The organism is Pseudomonas sp. A-RE-19, from assembly GCF_019956555.1.
In the GTDB taxonomy this organism is placed as follows: Bacteria; Pseudomonadota; Gammaproteobacteria; order Pseudomonadales; family Pseudomonadaceae; genus Aquipseudomonas.
In genome coordinates this window covers 194,261-212,164 of record NZ_JAHBDQ010000072.1, presented here as the reverse complement: position 1 = coordinate 212,164, position 17,904 = coordinate 194,261, and the positions used below count along the sequence as shown (strand labels likewise).

13 protein-coding genes are annotated in these 17,904 nt (G+C 59.8%); 1 reads left to right on the top strand and 12 read right to left on the bottom strand.

What is annotated here, in order from left to right:
• Positions 1 to 79 precede the first annotated feature (79 nt).
• From astE to KGB14_RS28395, 7 genes are all read right to left on the bottom strand, one after another.
• Positions 80 to 1,090, bottom strand: coding sequence for a succinylglutamate desuccinylase (gene astE / locus KGB14_RS28425; RefSeq protein ID WP_223491067.1), 1,011 nt, complete (start codon positions 1,088 to 1,090; stop codon positions 80 to 82).
• Positions 1,091 to 1,102: 12 nt separating this feature from the next.
• Positions 1,103 to 1,393, bottom strand: a complete 291-nt coding sequence (locus KGB14_RS28420; RefSeq protein WP_034151456.1) for a hypothetical protein — start codon at positions 1,391 to 1,393, stop codon at positions 1,103 to 1,105.
• A gap of 58 nt (positions 1,394 to 1,451) precedes the next feature.
• Positions 1,452 to 2,798 (bottom strand): N-succinylarginine dihydrolase, encoded by a 1,347-nt coding sequence (gene astB, locus KGB14_RS28415; RefSeq protein WP_223491065.1) that lies wholly within the window; start codon positions 2,796 to 2,798, stop codon positions 1,452 to 1,454.
• 140 nt (positions 2,799 to 2,938) lie between these two features.
• Positions 2,939 to 4,408 (bottom strand): succinylglutamate-semialdehyde dehydrogenase, encoded by a 1,470-nt coding sequence (gene astD, locus KGB14_RS28410; protein ID WP_223491074.1) that lies wholly within the window; start codon positions 4,406 to 4,408, stop codon positions 2,939 to 2,941.
• Positions 4,405 to 5,430: an arginine N-succinyltransferase gene (astA, locus tag KGB14_RS28405; protein WP_223491063.1), complete on the bottom strand. Its 1,026-nt coding sequence runs from the start codon at positions 5,428 to 5,430 to the stop codon at positions 4,405 to 4,407. The genes astD and astA overlap by 4 nt, the downstream gene beginning before the upstream one ends.
• Positions 5,431 to 5,517: 87 nt before the next feature.
• Positions 5,518 to 6,537 (bottom strand): arginine/ornithine succinyltransferase subunit alpha, encoded by a 1,020-nt coding sequence (gene aruF / locus KGB14_RS28400; RefSeq protein WP_223491061.1) that lies wholly within the window; start codon positions 6,535 to 6,537, stop codon positions 5,518 to 5,520.
• Between the two features lie 217 nt (positions 6,538 to 6,754).
• Positions 6,755 to 7,975, bottom strand: coding sequence for an aspartate aminotransferase family protein (locus tag KGB14_RS28395; RefSeq protein ID WP_223491059.1), 1,221 nt, complete (start codon positions 7,973 to 7,975; stop codon positions 6,755 to 6,757).
• A gap of 303 nt (positions 7,976 to 8,278) precedes the next feature.
• On the opposite strand from KGB14_RS28395, the gene KGB14_RS28390 reads away from it, so the two are divergent.
• Positions 8,279 to 13,309 carry a leucine-rich repeat domain-containing protein gene (locus KGB14_RS28390; RefSeq protein WP_223491057.1) on the top strand — a complete coding sequence of 1,677 codons (5,031 nt, stop codon included), beginning with the start codon at positions 8,279 to 8,281 and terminating at the stop codon, positions 13,307 to 13,309.
• 24 nt (positions 13,310 to 13,333) lie between these two features.
• Here the strand turns inward: KGB14_RS28390 and argR are convergent, their stop codons facing one another.
• The 5 genes from argR to KGB14_RS28365 form a co-directional block, all read right to left on the bottom strand.
• Positions 13,334 to 14,314, bottom strand: coding sequence for a transcriptional regulator ArgR (gene argR, locus KGB14_RS28385; protein ID WP_223491055.1), 981 nt, complete (start codon positions 14,312 to 14,314; stop codon positions 13,334 to 13,336).
• A 295-nt stretch (positions 14,315 to 14,609) separates the two neighbouring features.
• Positions 14,610 to 15,374 carry an ABC transporter ATP-binding protein gene (locus KGB14_RS28380; RefSeq protein WP_223491046.1) on the bottom strand — a complete coding sequence of 255 codons (765 nt, stop codon included), beginning with the start codon at positions 15,372 to 15,374 and terminating at the stop codon, positions 14,610 to 14,612.
• 27 nt (positions 15,375 to 15,401) lie between these two features.
• A complete protein-coding gene (locus KGB14_RS28375) occupies positions 15,402 to 16,514 on the bottom strand; it encodes a M14 family metallopeptidase (RefSeq protein ID WP_223491037.1) in 1,113 nt (370 codons plus the stop codon).
• A 1-nt stretch (position 16,515) separates the two neighbouring features.
• Positions 16,516 to 17,214 (bottom strand): ABC transporter permease, encoded by a 699-nt coding sequence (locus tag KGB14_RS28370; protein ID WP_223491035.1) that lies wholly within the window; start codon positions 17,212 to 17,214, stop codon positions 16,516 to 16,518.
• Positions 17,211 to 17,900, bottom strand: coding sequence for an ABC transporter permease (locus KGB14_RS28365; RefSeq protein ID WP_007951063.1), 690 nt, complete (start codon positions 17,898 to 17,900; stop codon positions 17,211 to 17,213). Before KGB14_RS28365 ends, KGB14_RS28370 begins: the two co-directional genes overlap by 4 nt.
• Positions 17,901 to 17,904: the final 4 nt, after the last annotated feature.

The following is a 17,904-nucleotide window of genomic DNA, read 5'->3' as shown; positions in this document are numbered from 1 at the left end:
GTTTAACATTCAACGCATTTGTTGACTGTCAGTCCGCTTTCGCGAGCAAGCCCGCTCCCACATTTATTATGTGTTGTGCTTAAGCCAGGTTTTCGTCGGTGGTCGGCACGATCAGGATGCCGGCGCGCAGGCCGTTCTTGACCTTGGGGTTCGGGAAGATGATCCGGGCGCCCTTCTCTTCAATGACCCAGCGGGTATTGGCGATATCCTCGGCCAGCACATACCCCACTTTCAACTCCGAAAAGTTTTCAATGTCTGCCGGCAGGTTCAAGCGGAAGCTATCGCTGTGCTTGATGACTTCCCGCGCGACGCTGAACAGCTGCAAGCCTTCCAGCCCTTCATCGGTCATTGCCGGCTCGGTGCCTTCGATGATCTGCTTCAGGCGGGCTTCAAGCAGGCTGACGTTGACCCCATCGTTCTGTCCAAACGGTCTTGCCTTGCCCAGTTCGAGGGTGAAGGACTCGGCACCGAGCTTGTCATAGGTATACGAGCTGAACACGATGGACGGCTTGTTTTGCAGCAGCACCGCTTCCATGCCAGCGGCGCGCAGGCGAGCCAGTTCCTGACGGGAATGCTGTCGATCTTCTTTCCAGGGGTACAACGCGAATTGCTCAATCTTCGAGCCGCGAATCGCCGTGTGCAGGTCGTAGTGCAAACGGCTGCGGTCCGGGAGGCTGAAGAAACTCGCCGCCAGCCGCTCCAGCTCACACGCGCGCAAGGCTTCTGAGCCGCTGCTTTGTTCGTGACGGCCGTTGAACAGCCGGTTGACGTCCTGTTCGATGAAACGCTCGCCTTTGCGAATCGCTTCCGGGTTGCCGAACAGGAACAGAATACGTGCGCGCGGCTTCAAGTCACCGCGGGCGATGTCATGCAACAGGCGATCGAGCAACTCGATCGGCGCTGTTTCGTTGCCATGGATGCCTGCCGACAGCAGCAGGTCCAGGCCGTTGTCGCGAGCCTCGGGTGGCCGGACTTCCAGCGCACCTTCGCTCAACCAGCGCATGCGCACGCCTTCGACAGTCAGTTGAGTCTTCTCCGCCGGTTCGCGGCCGGCGAGGGTCAGTTCAAGCAGTTTGCCGAGGGCGAGCATAGAGCGGTTTCCTTAGTGGTCGTGATTGCAATCCGGGCCGTGTACGTGGTCCTCATCATCACCGATTTCAGCCGGTTCCATCTCCAGTTGCAGACTTACCAGATTAGTCGCCAATGGGCGCAGCAGCAGGTTGGCGTATTCAGCGTCACCCTCTTCGACGTCCACGCCGATCAGCAGTTGGCCACGGCCGTCCTGCTGGATCCACAGCTCTTTGCCTTGCCACATGACCGCGACGCGGGTGCAGGAAGTTTCCAGTTGCGTGCCGTCGGTGTCTTCAAGGATCAGCTGCAGGGTATCGCTCATGTTTTACGCTCTCGTCTGGAGATAGCGCGGCGCATTCAATTCAAGAATGCGCCGACGTTCAATTGATCTGGAATGGATAAACCGCGCCCAGTTTAAGGATTTGCGTCAGTTCATCCAGTGCCGTCCGGCACTCAAGCAGCAATTGCGGGTCCGCCAGATCGTTTTCGGTCATGCGGTCGCGATAGTGCTTGTCGACCCATTCGGTCAATGTGCCGTACAACGGTGCCGTCATGATAACCCCTTGGTTGACGGCCGCCAGCTCGGTTTCGTTGAGTGCGACGCGCAACCGCAGGCAAGCCGGGCCACCACCATTCTGCATGCTCTGCTTGAGATCGAAAACTTTCACTTCGCGGATCAGGCCGCCAGAGCTGGTCAGGCCTTGCAGGTACTGCCAGACGCGCTCATTGCCACGGCATTCTTCCGGCACGATCAACAGCATGGAACCGTCAGGACGCGACAGCAGCTGGCTATTGAACAGGTAGGAACGAACGGCGTCTTCCACGGTGACCGCGGAACGCGGTACGCAGATCGACTGAAATTTCCCACCGACTTTGGCGAGTTTGCCTTGCAGCTCAGCGAGCATTCGGTCGGTGTCGAGGAAGGCATCCTCGTGATAGAACAACACCTCGCCGTTACCCACCGCGATCACATCGTTGTGGAACACACCCTGATCGATCACCGAAGGGTTCTGCTGGGCATAAACCACTCCGTCATCGCTCAGACCGTGCAAACGCGCGACCGCTTGGGAGGCTTCGAGGGTCTGGCGCGCCGGGTACTTCTGCGGTGCCGGGTAACGGGTGTCGAACGCGCTACGGCCGAACACGAAAAACTCGACGCCGGCTTCACCGTAGTCACGGCAGAAACGGGTGTGGTTGGCCGCGCCCTCATCACCAAACTGCGCCACGGCCGGCAATGCGGCGTGGTGCGCGAAGTGCTGCTGATCGGCGAACATCGCTCCCAGTACGCGACTGGTGGTCGGGTGCTCGATGCTGCGGTGGTATTTGCAGTTCAGGTTGGCGGCGGTGAAGTGCACGCGGCCATCCGCGGTGTCGGCGCTCGGGCTGACAGTGGCGGCGTTGGCGACCCACATGCTCGACGCTGAACAGTTGGCAACCAACAGTGGCATGGCCTGCTTGGCGGCTTGCTCGATCACCTGGGCGTCGGTGCCGCTGAAACCCAGGCGGCGCAGTGCGGCGACGTCCGGACGTTCTTGTGGCGCTAACACGCCTTGCTGAAAGCCCATTTCCATCAGTGCTTTCATCTTCGCCAGGCCTTGCAGCGCAGCTTCCTTCGGGTTCGAAGATTGCTGGCTGTTGCTCTGGGACGCGACGTTGCCGTAGGACAGGCCGCCGTAGTTATGGGTCGGCCCCACTAGACCGTCAAAATTGACTTCATAGGATTTCATCAGCGAGGCTCCACGAGAATCTGTTGTTATAGGCATCAAGTAACCATTAGTAAGACCGGGTTGCGGCCTTCGCGGGCAAGCCTCGCTCCTACAGGTTTTGCACAACCTTGTAGGAGCGAGGCTTGCCCGCGAAAGCGGTCTTACGACATGCGCACGCCCGGGGTCAGTGCCGTCGGCAAGGTCAGGCTCGGGGTTTCCAGCGAGGCCACCGGGTACGCGCAGTAGTCTGCGGCGTAGTAGGCGCTGGCGCGATGGTTACCCGAGGCACCGACACCGCCGAACGGCGCGCTGCTCGCAGCACCAGTCAGCTGCTTGTTCCAGTTGACGATACCGGCGCGGCTTTCCAGCCAGAACTGCTGATAACGCGCTTCGGAATCCGACAGCAAACCGGCCGCCAGGCCATAGTCGGTGTCGTTGGCTTCAGCGATCGCCGCTTCAAAATCAGCGTAGCGGATCACTTGCAGCAGCGGACCGAACAGCTCTTCGTCCGGGCGATCGGCTACCGCCGTCACGTCCAGAATACCCGGGGTCAGCAAGGCTGCCTGGGCTTGAGGCTGAGTCATTTCCAACAGCGCCACGGCGCCGTTGGCCAGCAAATGGGCTTGCGCATCCATCAGCGCTTTCGCAGCGCCGAGGGAAATCACCGAGCCCATGAACGGCGCCGGTTGCTGATCGAACGCACCGACCTCAATCGTCGAGCTGACCGCAACCAGACGCGCCAGCAGCGTGTCGCCCCAGGCGCCTTGTGGCACCAGCAAGCGGCGGGCACAGGTGCAACGCTGACCGGCAGAAATGAACGCCGACTGAATGATGGTGTAAACGGCGGCATCGAGGTCCGCGACCTGATCCACCACCAGCGGGTTGTTGCCGCCCATTTCCAACGCGAGGATTTTGTCTGGACGACCGGAAAACTGCTTGTGCAGATGATTGCCGGTGCGGCTGGAACCGGTGAAGAACAGACCGTCGATACCCGGATTCGCCGCCAGGGCAATACCGGTTTCGCGAGCACCTTGCAGCAGGTTCAGCACGCCGGCCGGCAGACCGGCTTCGATCCAGCACTTGACTGTCAGCTCGGCAACTTTCGGGGTCAGTTCGCTGGGTTTGAACAGCACACTGTTACCGGCCAGCAGCGCCGGCACGATGTGACCGTTCGGCAGGTGGCCGGGGAAGTTGTAAGGACCAAACACCGCCACCACACCGTGTGGTTTATGGCGCAATACCGCGGTGGCGTCGCCCAGCGGGCCGCTCTTCTCGCCGGTACGTTCGCGGTAGCTCTGCACCGAGATCGCAATCTTGTTGACCATGCTGGTGACTTCAGTCGCCGCTTCCCACAGGGGTTTACCGGTTTCTTCGCCGATGGTGCGAGCCAGTTCGTCAGCATGATTCTTCAGCGCAGCGGCAAAGGCCTCCAGCACGCTGATGCGTTCTTCCAGGGTGCGACGGGCCCAGCCCGGGAATGCCTGACGCGCGGCTTGCACAGCCGACTCGACCTGACCGACCGTGGCGCCTTCGCCGGTCCACAGCACTTGCTGGGTCACCGGGTTTACCGATTGAAAGGTTTCACCCTGACCGGCCAGCCATTCACCGGCGATGTATAGCGAATTCATTATTTCGACTCCCGAGCAGCGGACAACGGAACGGCGCGCACTTGATCGCCAGCGTTGAGTTGAAGACGCTTGGCGGTCAGCGGATCGACCACCAAAGTACCGGCGGCGAAGCGTGCTGGCGCGGCAGTGATCCGGCAGTCTTCGCGCTTGCGGTTATGAATCAGGAATGGCGTGGCGTCGTCACCCGGGGTGCCGATGGCCAGCACCAGCGCCTGGCTGTCGCGCACCGCGCGGATCTTGGCGGTTTCGCACTCGATCGCCGGGCCGGCGTCGAAGATGTCGACGTAGCCTTGATAGCTGAAGCCTTCGCTCTTGAGCATCGCCAGCGCCGGCTCGGTGTCCGGGTGAACCTGGCCAATCACGTTGCGCGCGTCTGGCGACAGGAAGCAGGTGTACAGCGGGAATTTCGGCATCAGTTCGGCGATGAACGCCTTGTTGCCCACGCCGGTGAGGTAATCGGCCTGGCTGAATTCCATCTTGAAGAAATGCCGACCCAGGCTTTCCCAGAATGGCGAACGCCCGGCTTCATCAGACACACCGCGCATTTCAGCAATGATCTTGTTACCGAACAGCTGCGGGAACTCGGCGATGAACAGCATCCGCGCCTTGGACAGCATGCGGCCGTTGAGGCCACTGCGGAAATCGGCGTGCAGGAACAGCGAGCACAGTTCAGAGTTGCCGGTCAGGTCGTTGGCCAGGAACAGCGTCGGAATTTCGCGGTAAATGTTCAACTCTTGCGAGGCGCTGACCGTCAGACCGACCCGGAAGTTGTACCAAGGCTCACGCAGGCCGACGGCGCCGGCAATGGCGGAAATACCTACCACGCGGCCATTGTCGTCTTCGAGCACGAACAGGTAGTCCGCATCACCGCGCCCGGCTTCGCCGCGGAAAGTCTTCTCGGCCCAGCCGACCCGATGGGCCAGACGTTCTTCGTTGGCCGGCAAGGTGGTCAGGCCGGTACCGGTGCTGCGGGCCAGGTCGATCAGAGCGGGTAAATCGCTGCTGCGTACGGGACGAACGATCATGCTATCTCCTCAAACGGGCCGCTAACGCCACCCGTGAAACTCGCTGCTTTACTCAGCATTCACTCTTTATAGGCATAGCAGCAGGCGTTAAACCGCCACCAGGCGCACGCTGGCACCTTCGCCGACGCCCAGGGCTTCGGCCGCTTCAAGATCCAGGGTCACGGGTTTGCCCGGCGCGTAATCGAGCTCAAGCAAAACAGCGCGGTAATCCTGCAACTGGGCATTGGCCACCAGATATTGACGACCGGCGCCTTTGACCGGCTCACCGATTTTCACCGGGACCACACGGCTCTGGGCAATCGAACGGATCCCCGAGACGCGGGCATGCAGGGTCGGGCCACCGTCGAAAATGTCGATGTAGTGATCGGTCTCGAAGCCTTCGCGCATCAGGATGTCGAAAGTGATCTGCGCCCGTGGGTGCACCTGGCCCATCGCCTCTTGAGCGGAGTCCGGCAGCAACGGCACATAGATCGGGTAATGCGGCATCAGCTCGGCCAGGAACGTACGGCTTTTCAGGCCGCACAGACGCTCGGCTTCGGCGTAGTTGAGGTCGAAGAAGTTACGACCGATGGCATCCCAGAACGGCGAGTCGCCATTTTCGTCGCTGTAGCCGACGATCTCGGTCACCACCGAATCGGCAAAGCGCTCCGGATGACTGGCCACGAACAACAGGCGACCACGGGAGTTGAGCTCTGCCCAAGGCGAACCCACCAGCTCGCGTTGCACGTAGAAACTGGTCAGCAAGCTGTTGCCGGTCAGGTCGTGGCACTGAGAGAGCACGTGGATCTTGTTGTGAATCTTCAGCTCGCGGGAGGCGTGCACGAACGTTTCGTTACGAAAGCTGTAGAACGGCTCGGAATAACCGGCCGAGGCAACGATGGCCGAACAACCGACCAGTTTGCCGGTGGTGGTGTCTTCGAGGACGAAGAAATAGCTCTCTTCACCGTTGAAGCTGACTTCGGCAGCGAACGAGGCTTCGCTTGCCGCGATCTTGTCGCTCAGGCGTTCAACGTCATCCGGCAAGGAAGTGACACCAATCGGGCTGTCCGCAGCCAGACGCTGTACCTCGCCCAGATCAGCCATTTGCGCGGGGCGCATCACCAGCATGGTGTCACTCCTTTCTCGAAAAAATTCACAGAGGAAAAATAATCCAGGCCGAGCATTGAGACACTGTGGGAGCGAGCCTGCTCGCGATTGCGCCCTGTCAGGCAACAAGGATGTTGGCTATCAGGCCCTCATCGCGAGCAGGCTCGCTCCCACAGTTGATCAAGCCTGGAACAAAAATTGATTCGACGCCTGAACAGTTCAGGCGTCGAAGGGACTATCAGGCTTGCGTCAGCTTGGCCACGGCGCGTTCGAAACGGTCCAGGCCGGCATCGATATCGGCGTCTTCAACCACCAGGCTTGGCGCGAAACGAATCACATCCGGGCCGGCTTGCAGGATCATCAGGCCTTCACGCTCGGCGGCGTTGAAGATGTCTTTGGCCTTGCCCTTCCAGGCATCGCTCAGCACGCAACCGAGCAACAGGCCCAAACCACGAACCTGAGTGAAGATGCCGTACTTCTCGCCGATCAGCTCAAGACGGGTCTTGAACTTGTCGTGCTTGGCATTGACGCCGTTCAGCACTTCGGGGGTATTGACCACGTCGATCACCGCTTCAGCGACAGCGCACGCCAGCGGGTTACCGCCATACGTGGTGCCGTGGGTGCCGACGACCAGGTGTTTGGCCAGGTCTTCGGTGGTCAGCATGGCCGCGATCGGGAAACCGCCGCCCAGGCTCTTGGCACTGGTCAGGATGTCCGGGGTCACGCCGTAATGCTGATAGGCGAACAGCTTGCCGCTGCGGCCCATGCCGGTCTGGACTTCGTCGAAGATCAGCAGCGCGTTGTGTGCGTCGCACAGTTCACGAGCGCCTTGCAGGTAAGACAGCTCGGCCGGCAATACGCCGCCTTCGCCCTGGATCGGCTCCAGAACAATCGCACAGGTCTTGTCGGAAACAGCGGCTTTGAGCGCGGCCAGATCGTTGTAAGGCACGTGGGTGATGCCGGTGATCTTCGGACCGAAACCGTCGGAGTACTTCGACTGGCCACCGACGTTCACGGTGAACAGGGTACGGCCGTGGAAGCTGTTGAGCGCGGCAACGATTTCGTATTTCTCGGTACCGAAACGGTCATGGGCCACGCGACGGGCCAGCTTGAAGGCGGCCTCGTTGGCTTCGGCGCCGGAGTTGCAAAAGAACACACGCTCGGCAAAGGTCGCGTCGATCAGCTTATGGGCCAGGCGCAGGGCCGGCTCATTGGTGAACACGTTGGACACGTGCCACAGCTTGTTCGCCTGCTCGGTCAAGGCACCGACCAGCGCCGGGTGTGCGTGGCCCAATACGTTAACGGCAATCCCGCCGGCGAAGTCGATCAGCTCGCGGCCGGACTGGTCCCAGACGCGGGAACCGGCACCACGCACAGGAATGAAAGCGGCTGGCGCGTAGTTGGGAACCATTACCTGGTCGAAATCGGCGCGGTCTACCGCAGCGTGCTCAACGGACATCGGAGTCTCCTGAAGAGGAACACTCGCCTGAAACTGGCGAGCTTGGTGAGGATTGTAAGGACAGTTTTCAGCCCGGCCTTGCCGCCAAGCGACAACTTCTTATAGCGCAAACACAGGTTTTGCCCGGGTTTACGGCAATGCGACATATAGGGTCGCAAAGGCGCAGTTTAAACTGCCTGCGGGGTTTGCGGCAGGTTGCGAGGATCTTACTCATCCGGATTTTACGGTGGCGGTATATATGTACCGCACGTCGCTGGCGCTCATGGTGTTTTCTGAGGCCTTCTCAACGCAACGGCAACCGTCATGAGCCTTACTAACGAAAACCCGGACGCTGTCCATCTCGATCCGATGCCCCCCTTCAACAGGGACACCCATTACCAGCATCTGATGAGTGTCATCCCCCATTGGCTGACGCAGGCAACCCCGCAAAAGCGCGAAGCCTTGCGCAGGGCCAAACCCCGTTTGCCGGCTGGACTCAACAACGCATCCCGCAGCCAGCACGCCCAATTGCGCACACTCAATGCCTTGCACTGGCAAGCACAGAACAGCGTCGATCAGTCCCTGGCCAAGCTGAAAAATGCCAGCGCCTTTGCCGAACCCTTGCTGGTTGCAGCGCTGAAGGAGCGCTTCGGTCTGGAGCTGAACGTCCACCAAACCTTTTTGCGTCTTTATATTCCCGCTCATATCCCGTGGCTGCGGCTGAAGTCAGGCGCGGCACGCATCTGGACGGTGTCGCTGCTGGACGCGGCCCTGCACAACTTCGAAATCGCCGAAACCCGCGACGATGCGTTCGAGACCGCCTCGACCTACATCAGCCCGCCCTCGCCCACCGGACAATTCAATGAACTGCGGCACGTCCTGAGCACGATGCCGATCACAGCGTTTACCCGCCTGTGCCGGGAACTGGATATTGGCGAGCGTTATAAGAAATACCTCGAAGACAATCTGGGTATCAGCAACCCAGTCGTCGCCAGCCTCCTGCAACCCCGAATACGCGACAGCCAGAAGGCGGCACTCGCCGCCGCCCTGCACATGGCAAAGCTGCAAAGCTGCGTCGGTGCCGATACTCAGCGGCTGATCCAGAGCATCAGCGATGGCTTGCACGGCCAATCGTGGTTCTGTCACGAACTGACCCTCATGAACGCCCGCCTGACCGGTATTGTGCTGTTCGGCCCGAAGCTTGAGCTCGTGCGCGAAGCGACCCGGGTAGTGGCTTATATTCCTGACGACCCCAAGCACCCGATCAAGGAGTATCCCTCCACCGCCGCATTTGCCCAGGAACTGATTCAGCGCCTGCGCACACAGGACTACCAGACCTTCTTCAGTCGCTTTATCGATCATCAGGACCGGGGGCATTTCTTCGGGCAATTGAAGGATCGACTTGCCCCCATCACCTGGCAACCGGTTCAACCCGGCGATGCGCGCCCCACCTGGAGAGAAAACCCCGGCCACCGAGCCAACCTCCAGATAGCGGCGACGCCGATCAATGGCGACCTGTGGGTCCATCTCTACCGACGCAAACTCGACAAAATACTCAACGACGCACGAGTCATTGCAGTGTCCACCGCAACGGTCGACCAAAAGGCTCGATGGGCGTTATGGGACTCCTTCAGTGAAATCGCCTCTGCACTGATCAACATCGTCGCGTTCGTCGCGCTGCCATTCGTGCCGTTTCTCGGCGAACTGATGTTGGCCTACATGGCGTACCAGTTGCTCGATGAAACCTTTGAAAGCATCGTCGACTGGGCAGAAGGCCTGACGACCGAAGCCTTCGAGCATTTCATGGGCGTGGTTGAGTCGGCGGTGCAACTGGGCACCTTTGCTGCCGGTGGCGTCGTGGCAGCGGGCGAGTTTCGCGCACTGTTGCCGCTCGAAATCGTTCAGTTCATCGACCGGTTTCATGCGGTCAAAACACCCACGGGAGAACGCCGCTACTGGAAGCCGGATCTGAGCGCCTATGAACAGCCAGGCACACTGCCCCATGACGCCAGACCCGATACGCTCGGGTTGTACCGCCACAACGGCAAAACCCTGTTGTCACTGGACGACAAACCCTACGCCGTCAGCCAGGATTCCGTGACCGGTGAGCACCGCATCGATCACCCGAACCGTCCTGAAGCCTATAAGCCCGTACTCAAACACAATGGTGCCGGTGCCTGGCAGACCGAACTCGACCAGCCGCTGAGCTGGGATCAATCCACCGTGCTACGCCGCATCGGCCCTGACATGGAACGCTTCGCTCCATCGGTGCGAGAGCGAATGCTCCAGATCAGCGGCTGCCACGAGAATGCCTTGCGCAAGATGCATGTGGAAACCAGCCAGGTGCCTGCGCTGCTCGCCGACACGCTGAAGCGCTTCAAGATCGATCAAGACATCCAGACCTTCATCGAGCGAATCGGCAGCGAACAGCCGAACGACTACCTGAACGCCGACCCCATTACACAACTGGAGTTGCTCTGCGATAACGGCTATTGGCCCGCCGACAAAGGACTGCGGCTGGTCGACAACCAAGCACAAACCCTTTGGGAAGGTGGGGCCGTCGATCAACCCGTGGTGCAAATCACTCAAGCGCATCTCGGCAATGGCGACCTGATTAAAACGCTATTGCTGAACCTGGGGGAAACCGAAACCAGAACACTGATGGGTGAATCCTTCGGCGCCCCCTCTCCCAGCCTGGACAGCCGTGCCCGCACATTGCGCAGGGCACTGAAAGCACTCGCGGAGAGCAAGCGAGAAACCCTGTTTGACCATCGATATCGCCAACTCGATCGCACCACCTCCCGGCTGACGCAAAAGCTCATCGACGCCGAACACGGTTTGCCGAGCGGCGTGGCAGACGCCTTGCTGCAAACCGCCAGCGATCAAGAGCTGCAACAACTTGAGCGCGGCACCCTGTCCAAGCGCCTCGAACAGCTCACCCGGGAAGCCCGCTTGCAAGTCAGGATCACCCGGGCATACGAAGGGCTGGAGATCCGCTCAAGCGCCAACAACCTCGACACCGATCGACTGGCCCTGCACACCTTGGAACGACTGCCTGGCTGGTCGGGGCAACTACGCCTGGAAATCCGCGAATACGCCCATGGGGGACACCTGCTCGACAGGGTCGGCAATGCCGATGCGCCCATCCGTAAAGTGCTCGTTCTGAACGAAGATGGCAGCTATCAAGCTTATGACGATGCCGGCCTTGAGCTCGGCGATGCGAGCACGTTCTATCTGGATCTGTTGCAGGCGCTACCGGACAGCGAGCGCTCGGCGCTGGGCCTCCACATTGGCGAAGGTGAAAAACTCAACCAGCTGATTCGCACACATGCCCTGAGCCGCGATGAACTGCAATCGGTGCTGGCGCAACACCTCATTCTGAAGCCCACCTACGATCCGACCGTCATGCGCTTGCTCGGTGGCATAGATGGCTACCATCGCGCAGAGTCCGGTACGCCAACCTTACAGGCCCGCGCCCACGCGCTATTTCCCCAGTTATCGGTCGAGGAACTGCAAGCCTTTGTGGAGCGCTTGCAACGGCACCCGACTGGCCCGCGGGCAGAGCTGAGCCGGTTCATGGCCGAACACGCCAGATACCGTAAAGAGCTGTATCTGTGGCGTCACGAAATTCCGCTGTTCGTGCCCGATACCCAAACCAGAGTCACCCCTGATCAATTTCGCATTCAGCAGCAGAATCGCCGACGCCTGGTAGACGAATTGTTCGATTGCTGGCGCCAACAGGCCTCTACGCCCACAGAAGAGAATCCTGTTGTCGAATTGCGTTTTTCCCAACCGATACTGGGCGAGCTTCCGGTGCTCGGCGAGGGTTTCAGTCATGTGACAGCCCTGTCGCTGGACGGCCATACCGCCACACGCGGGATGCATGATTTTTTGCGAGGATTCTCGAACTTGCGTCGCTTGGCCTTGCGCGGCTTCAGGCTGAATCAGCTTCCGCACGCCATTGTGCAATCGCCAAACCTTACCGAACTGATTCTCAGCGACTGCGCCATCACCCTCACACCAGAGAGCCACGCCTCCCTGTCAGCGCTGAACAAACTGACGACTCTGGACCTGTACAAAAACCCGCTGGGGTTCAACCCCACTGTCGAGAATATGCCGCTGCTGAACTACATCGACGTGTCGGACACCGGTATTTCCGGCATCCCTCCCGGTTTGTTGACGCGCCCACATCTTCGAACGGCTCTGCTCAATGACAATCACATCCAGGAACTGCCCGCCGCACTCTTCGATCTCCCCACCACCGTCAGAGATGGCTTCGATCTGGGCGACAACCCACTTTCGGCCGCCACTCGCGAACGCATAAAAAGCCATTTCAGTAACACACGTCAGGACTTCGGGGTGTTTGCCGAACAGGCAGATATCAACCGGGTGCAAGCGCTATACCCGCGCCTGGATCAGGAAGAAGCCAGTGAGTTCGTCTATCTACTGCCCGGCACGCTAGCCGATGGCAGTGTGGAGATCACGCGCCTGGAAACCGAACTCATCGCACTCGGCCACGATCTGTCAGCCTGGACAGCGAATGTCCCGGCGGTGCACCCGGTGAGCGGCGCCCCATTGACCGCACAAGAGTTGCTCGAGGAACACACGATCCGGGACGAATTCAAACGGACGGTGGAACGTTGCTGGCGCCGGCAAACCGAGCTGGACGACTTTAATCAGCAGCTTCAGCCCACCTATGAGCTGACCCTGACCAACATCATTACCGGCGACCTGCCGGCAATGCGGGCAGACTTCAGTCACGTCTCGCTGCTGTATTTACACAGCGATGATGGACTGACCACAGGTGTCGGGCGTTTTCTGGAGCGTTTTCCTCGCCTCAAGGAGCTGACCATCCGCAACTATCGAGAACAGACCCTTCCCGAGCCGATCTTCAGAATGGGCAATCTGACTTCATTGTCGATGACCGATTGCCAACTCACCCTGACAGCGCAAAGTGCACTGGAACTGGCACAGATGGAGCGGCTTGAGTATCTGGACCTGAGCGACAACCCACTGGGTGTCGCACCAGACGTAAGCCAGATGCCCCATCTCACGACCCTGTTGCTGAACAACACCGGCATTACCGAATTGCCATCGGGGTTGTTGCAACTCAGATCCCTGGACACCGTGGATCTGAGCGCAAACGCGATCACCCACATTCCCGCCGATATTCTGGAATTGCCGCTGGAGATCGCCGAGGGCGTCAATCTGAGGGGCAATCCGCTGTCAGCGGAAAGTGTACAAACGCTGATCCATTATTTCAGGCAGACAGGCGTTGATTTCGACGCCGATGCGGTCATTGATCAAGCGGAAATGGAAGTGTCGTCGTCCGGAGGCTCTGACGCCGATGAGTAGTCGACGCCAGAATTAACGATAGGGTCAACCGCGCTCCGGCGGCACCGACGATAACTCGAACGGGCTGCTGCTGCGCCGCTGATTGCGATCTTCCCGCGGCGTGGCGCCGAAGAAGTTGCGGTAGGCGCTGGAGAAATGCGGCCCCGAAGAGAAGCCACAGGACAGGCCGATCTGGATGATCGACTTGCTGGTTTGCATCAACATCTGCCGGGCCTTGTTCAGGCGCAATTCCAGGTAGTACTGGCTCGGCACACGGTTGAGGTATTGCTTGAAGATCCGCTCCAGCTGCCGCCGCGATACGCACACATGCTGGGCGATTTCGTCGGTGGTCAGGGGTTCTTCGATGTTGGCTTCCATCAGCAACACCGCTTGGGTGAGCTTCGGATGACTGGAACCCAAGCGGTTCTGCAACGGAATGCGTTGGCGCTCGCCGCCTTCACGGATGCGTTCGACGACGAGTTCTTCCGACACCGCGCCGGCCAGTTCGGCGCCGTGATCACGGGCCAGCACCGCCAACAGCAAGTCGAGTACCGACATGCCGCCGCACGCGGTGAGGCGATCACGATCCCAGTCGAACAAATGACTGGTGGCAATCACTTTCGGGAAGCGCTCGGCGAAATCGTCCTGCCAGCGCCAATGCACGGCAGCGCGATAACCGTCGAGCAAACCCAATTGTGCCAAGGGGTAAACACCGGCCGACAAACCGCCGATCACACAACCGGCACGCACCAGTTGTTTCAGCCCACTGCTGAGCGCTGGCGCCAGTGCGGTCGGCGGTTCGTCAGCGAGCAGGAACAGCTTCTGGAAGTTTTCGAGCTTGCCGGCCCACGGCTCACCCGGCAATTGCCAGGCGCCTTCGGTCGGCGGTTCGGCCTGCAAAAACGACAATTCGTAAACAACGTCCGGGTGCACACGCTGGGCAACACGCAAGGCCTCCTCAGCCAGCGCAAGCGTCAGAGCTTTAGTGCTGGGCCAAATCAGGAAACCAATTCGATGGGCAGTCATGGCGGGCAATCCGAAACGAAAAACAGAATGAAGGCATGGGCCAAGGCTAGCCCGTAAATGAACACAAATTTCAAAACCGACAAAAAATCAAATGTGGGAGCTGGCTTGCTCGCCCCCTGTAGGAGCTGTCGAGTGAAACGAGGCTGCGATCTTTTGATTTGAAAAATCAAGATCAAAAGATCGCAGCCTTCGGCAGCGCCTACAGGAGGGCCGACAAGCCAGCCTCCACAAGGGATCGAGGCCAGCCTCTAGATTGCGAAGCATGCACTATCCATGTGCACAACGGCAGTCCTGATTATTTCAAGCTGCCGGACAAAAATTGTTGCAAACGTTCAGACTGCGGATTGACCAGCACTTCGCGCGGATTGCCGCTTTCTTCGACGACGCCTTTGTGCAGGAACACCAGCTGGTTCGACACTTCACGGGCAAAGCCCATTTCGTGCGTTACCACCACCATGGTCCGGCCTTCCTGCGCCAGGGCCTGCATGACTTTCAGCACGTCGCCGACCAACTCAGGGTCGAGGGCCGAAGTCGGTTCGTCGAACAGCATCACCTCAGGCTCCATCGCCAGCGCACGGGCAATCGCCACACGCTGCTGCTCGCCGCCGGACATGTGGCCCGGGTAAGCATCTTTACGATGCGCCACGCCGACCTTGTTCAGGTAGTGCTCGGCCTTTTCGCGGGCTTCGGCCTTGGACATACCGAGCACGTGGACCGGCGCTTCCATGATGTTTTCCATCGCGGTCATGTGCGACCACAGATTGAAATGCTGGAACACCATCGACAGGCGCGAACGCATGCGTTGCAGCTGTTTCGGGTCGGCGGCCTTGAGCGCACCTTCCTTGTTGGCGACCAGTTTCAGCTCTTCGTTGTTGAGCAGAATCTTGCCCGCGTGCGGCTGCTCCAGCAGGTTGATGCAGCGCAGGAAAGTACTTTTGCCGGAGCCACTGGAGCCGATGATGCTGATCACATCGCCAGCTGCCGCTTTCAGGGACACGCCCTTGAGCACTTCGTGACTGCCATAGCGTTTATGCAGGTCTTGGACTTCAAGTTTGTACATGCGGTCGGTTCTCACAAAAACAGTCAGTCAGTCGTTGAGCAAGCGCCCGTGACGCAGCGCTTCGCGCCCCGCCACCTTGGCCAGCCAGAAACCGGGTTGGGCATAACGTAGCCGTTCAATGGCAAACAGCACCCCGGACGTACCAGCACACACCGTGCTGACCCGATCCGATAACGGATCGATCACTTCAAAAATCTCATCGCCCGCGTCGACCCACTCACCGGGCTTACGCAGAAAACTCACCACGCCAGGATGCGGCGCGAACAGCAATTCGGTGCCTTCGAACGGCATGCCTTCGCAAGCGTCTTGTGCGGGTTCTGGCCATTCGCCGCTGATCAAGCCTTGTTCCGCGAGGAACGCCAGAATGCCTTCGGCGTGAGCCACCGCTTCTGGGCGACCGGTATCGGATTGGCCACCCAACTCGATGGTTGTCGCCAGACAGGCCAGTGGAATTTGTGCATCAGGAAACAGACGCGACAGACGCAGCCATGGCAGCGAGCACGCTTCATCAAAGGAGCTGCCGCCGGAATCTTCCGCCAGCAGACCGACCTTGACGTTCAAGTGCGCGGCCAGTGAACGCCAATGCGGCCAATGTTGCGGCAAAGCGTACATGTGCAGCGCCGCTTCGCAATCGCAGTGCAGGTCCAGCACCACATCGGCGGTGCAGGCATGGCTGAGCAAAATGCGCTGCATGCCTTGCAACTGACTCTCGGCAGGCGGCAAGGCAGCCAGCACGTCGCTCATGGTTTCACGGATCAAACGGATATTGGCGTGAGGATCGTCACCCAGATGCCCTTGGAGCTCAGCGGCCACGGGCTCGCTCAGCTCGACGAAATCCCGGTTGAAGTTCTTGCCGCTGCCGGCCTCGAAACGCCCTTGATGACTACCCTGAAGCAGTTGACCCAGGCCCAGTGGATTGGCCACCGGCACCAGTTCGATCACACCGTTGAGCAAGCCTTGGGCTTCGAGTTCGGTCAGGCGCTTTTTCAGCTCCCAGGCCGTGCGCATCCCCGGCAGTTCATCGGCGTGCAGGCTGGCCTGAATGTAGGCCTTGCGCTCGCCAGCTCCGAAGCGGAACACCGAAATCCGGCGTTCGCTGCCCAGGTGGTTCCACGGCAATACATGATCAATGCGTTCCATATCAGTGCTTCCGCGGGGCCAGATAGCCCAGCCAGCGGTGCTCGGCCATTTTGAACAGGCGCACCAGAATGAACGTCATGCACAGGTAGAACACGCCGGCGGTGATGTAGGCCTCGAACGGCAAGTAGAACTGAGCGTTGACCGTGCGCGCAGCACCGGTGATGTCGATCAGGGTCACGATGGACGCCAGACTGGTGGTCTGCAGCATCATGATCACTTCGTTGCTGTACTGCGGCAACGCCCGGCGCAGGGCCGATGGCAGCAGGATCCGCTTATACATTTTGACCCGCGACATGCCCATGGCCTTGGCCGCTTCGATCTCGCCATTCGGCGTGGCGCGCAGGCTGCCGGCGATGATTTCGGCGGTGTAGGCGCTGGTGTTGATGGCGAAAGCCAGGCACGCACAGAACGTGGCGCTGGACAGCCATGGCCAGAGGAAGCTTTCCCGCACCGCTTCGAACTGCGCCAGACCGTAGTAGATCAAAAACAGCTGCACCAGCATCGGCGTGCCGCGGATCACGTAGGTGAACAGCCAGGCACTCATGTTGACGATCGGCTGCTTGGAGACGCGCATCAGCCCCAGCGGCAGCGCCGCCAACAGACCGAAAAACAGCGACAGCGCGAGCAATTTAAGGGTGGTCACCAGGCCGCCGAAGTACAGCGGCAAGGCCTCCCAAATGACGTTGTAGTCGAAGATCATAGATCAGCCGCCCTTACGCCTACCGAGTAGCGCTTCTCAAGGTGACGCAATGCCAGCAACGAGACGCTGGTGATCACCAGGTACATCGCCGCCACTGCGAGGAAGAAGGTGAAAGGCTCGCGGGTAGCGTCTGCCGCCTGCTTGGCCTTGAACATCATGTCTTGCAGACCGACCACCGAAATCAGTGCGGTTGCCTTGGTCAATACCAGCCAGTTGTTGGTAAACCCCGGAATCGCCAGACGAATCATCTGCGGCACCAACACCCGGAAGAACACCTGAAAACTGCTCATGCCGTACGCCATGCCGGCTTCTGCCTGACCTTTGGGAATCGCCATGAACGCGCCGCGAAAGGTTTCCGACAGGTACGCACCGAAGATGAAGCCCAGGGTGCCGATACCGGCAGCCAACGGGTTCAGGTCGATATAGTCGTCATAACCGAGCATCGGCGCGACGCGGTTGAGCAGGTCCTGGCCGCCGTAGAAAATCAGCAGGATCAGCACCAGATCGGGAATACCGCGGATCACCGTGGAATACAGATCGCCCAGCCACGCCAGCCAGCGCACCGGCGACAGACGCAGCGCAACGCCGATCAGTCCCAGAACGATGGCCAGGGCCATGGACGACAAGGCGAGCTGAAGCGTCAGCCATGCGCCATCGAGGATGACAGCCCCGTAGCCTTTCAACATGATT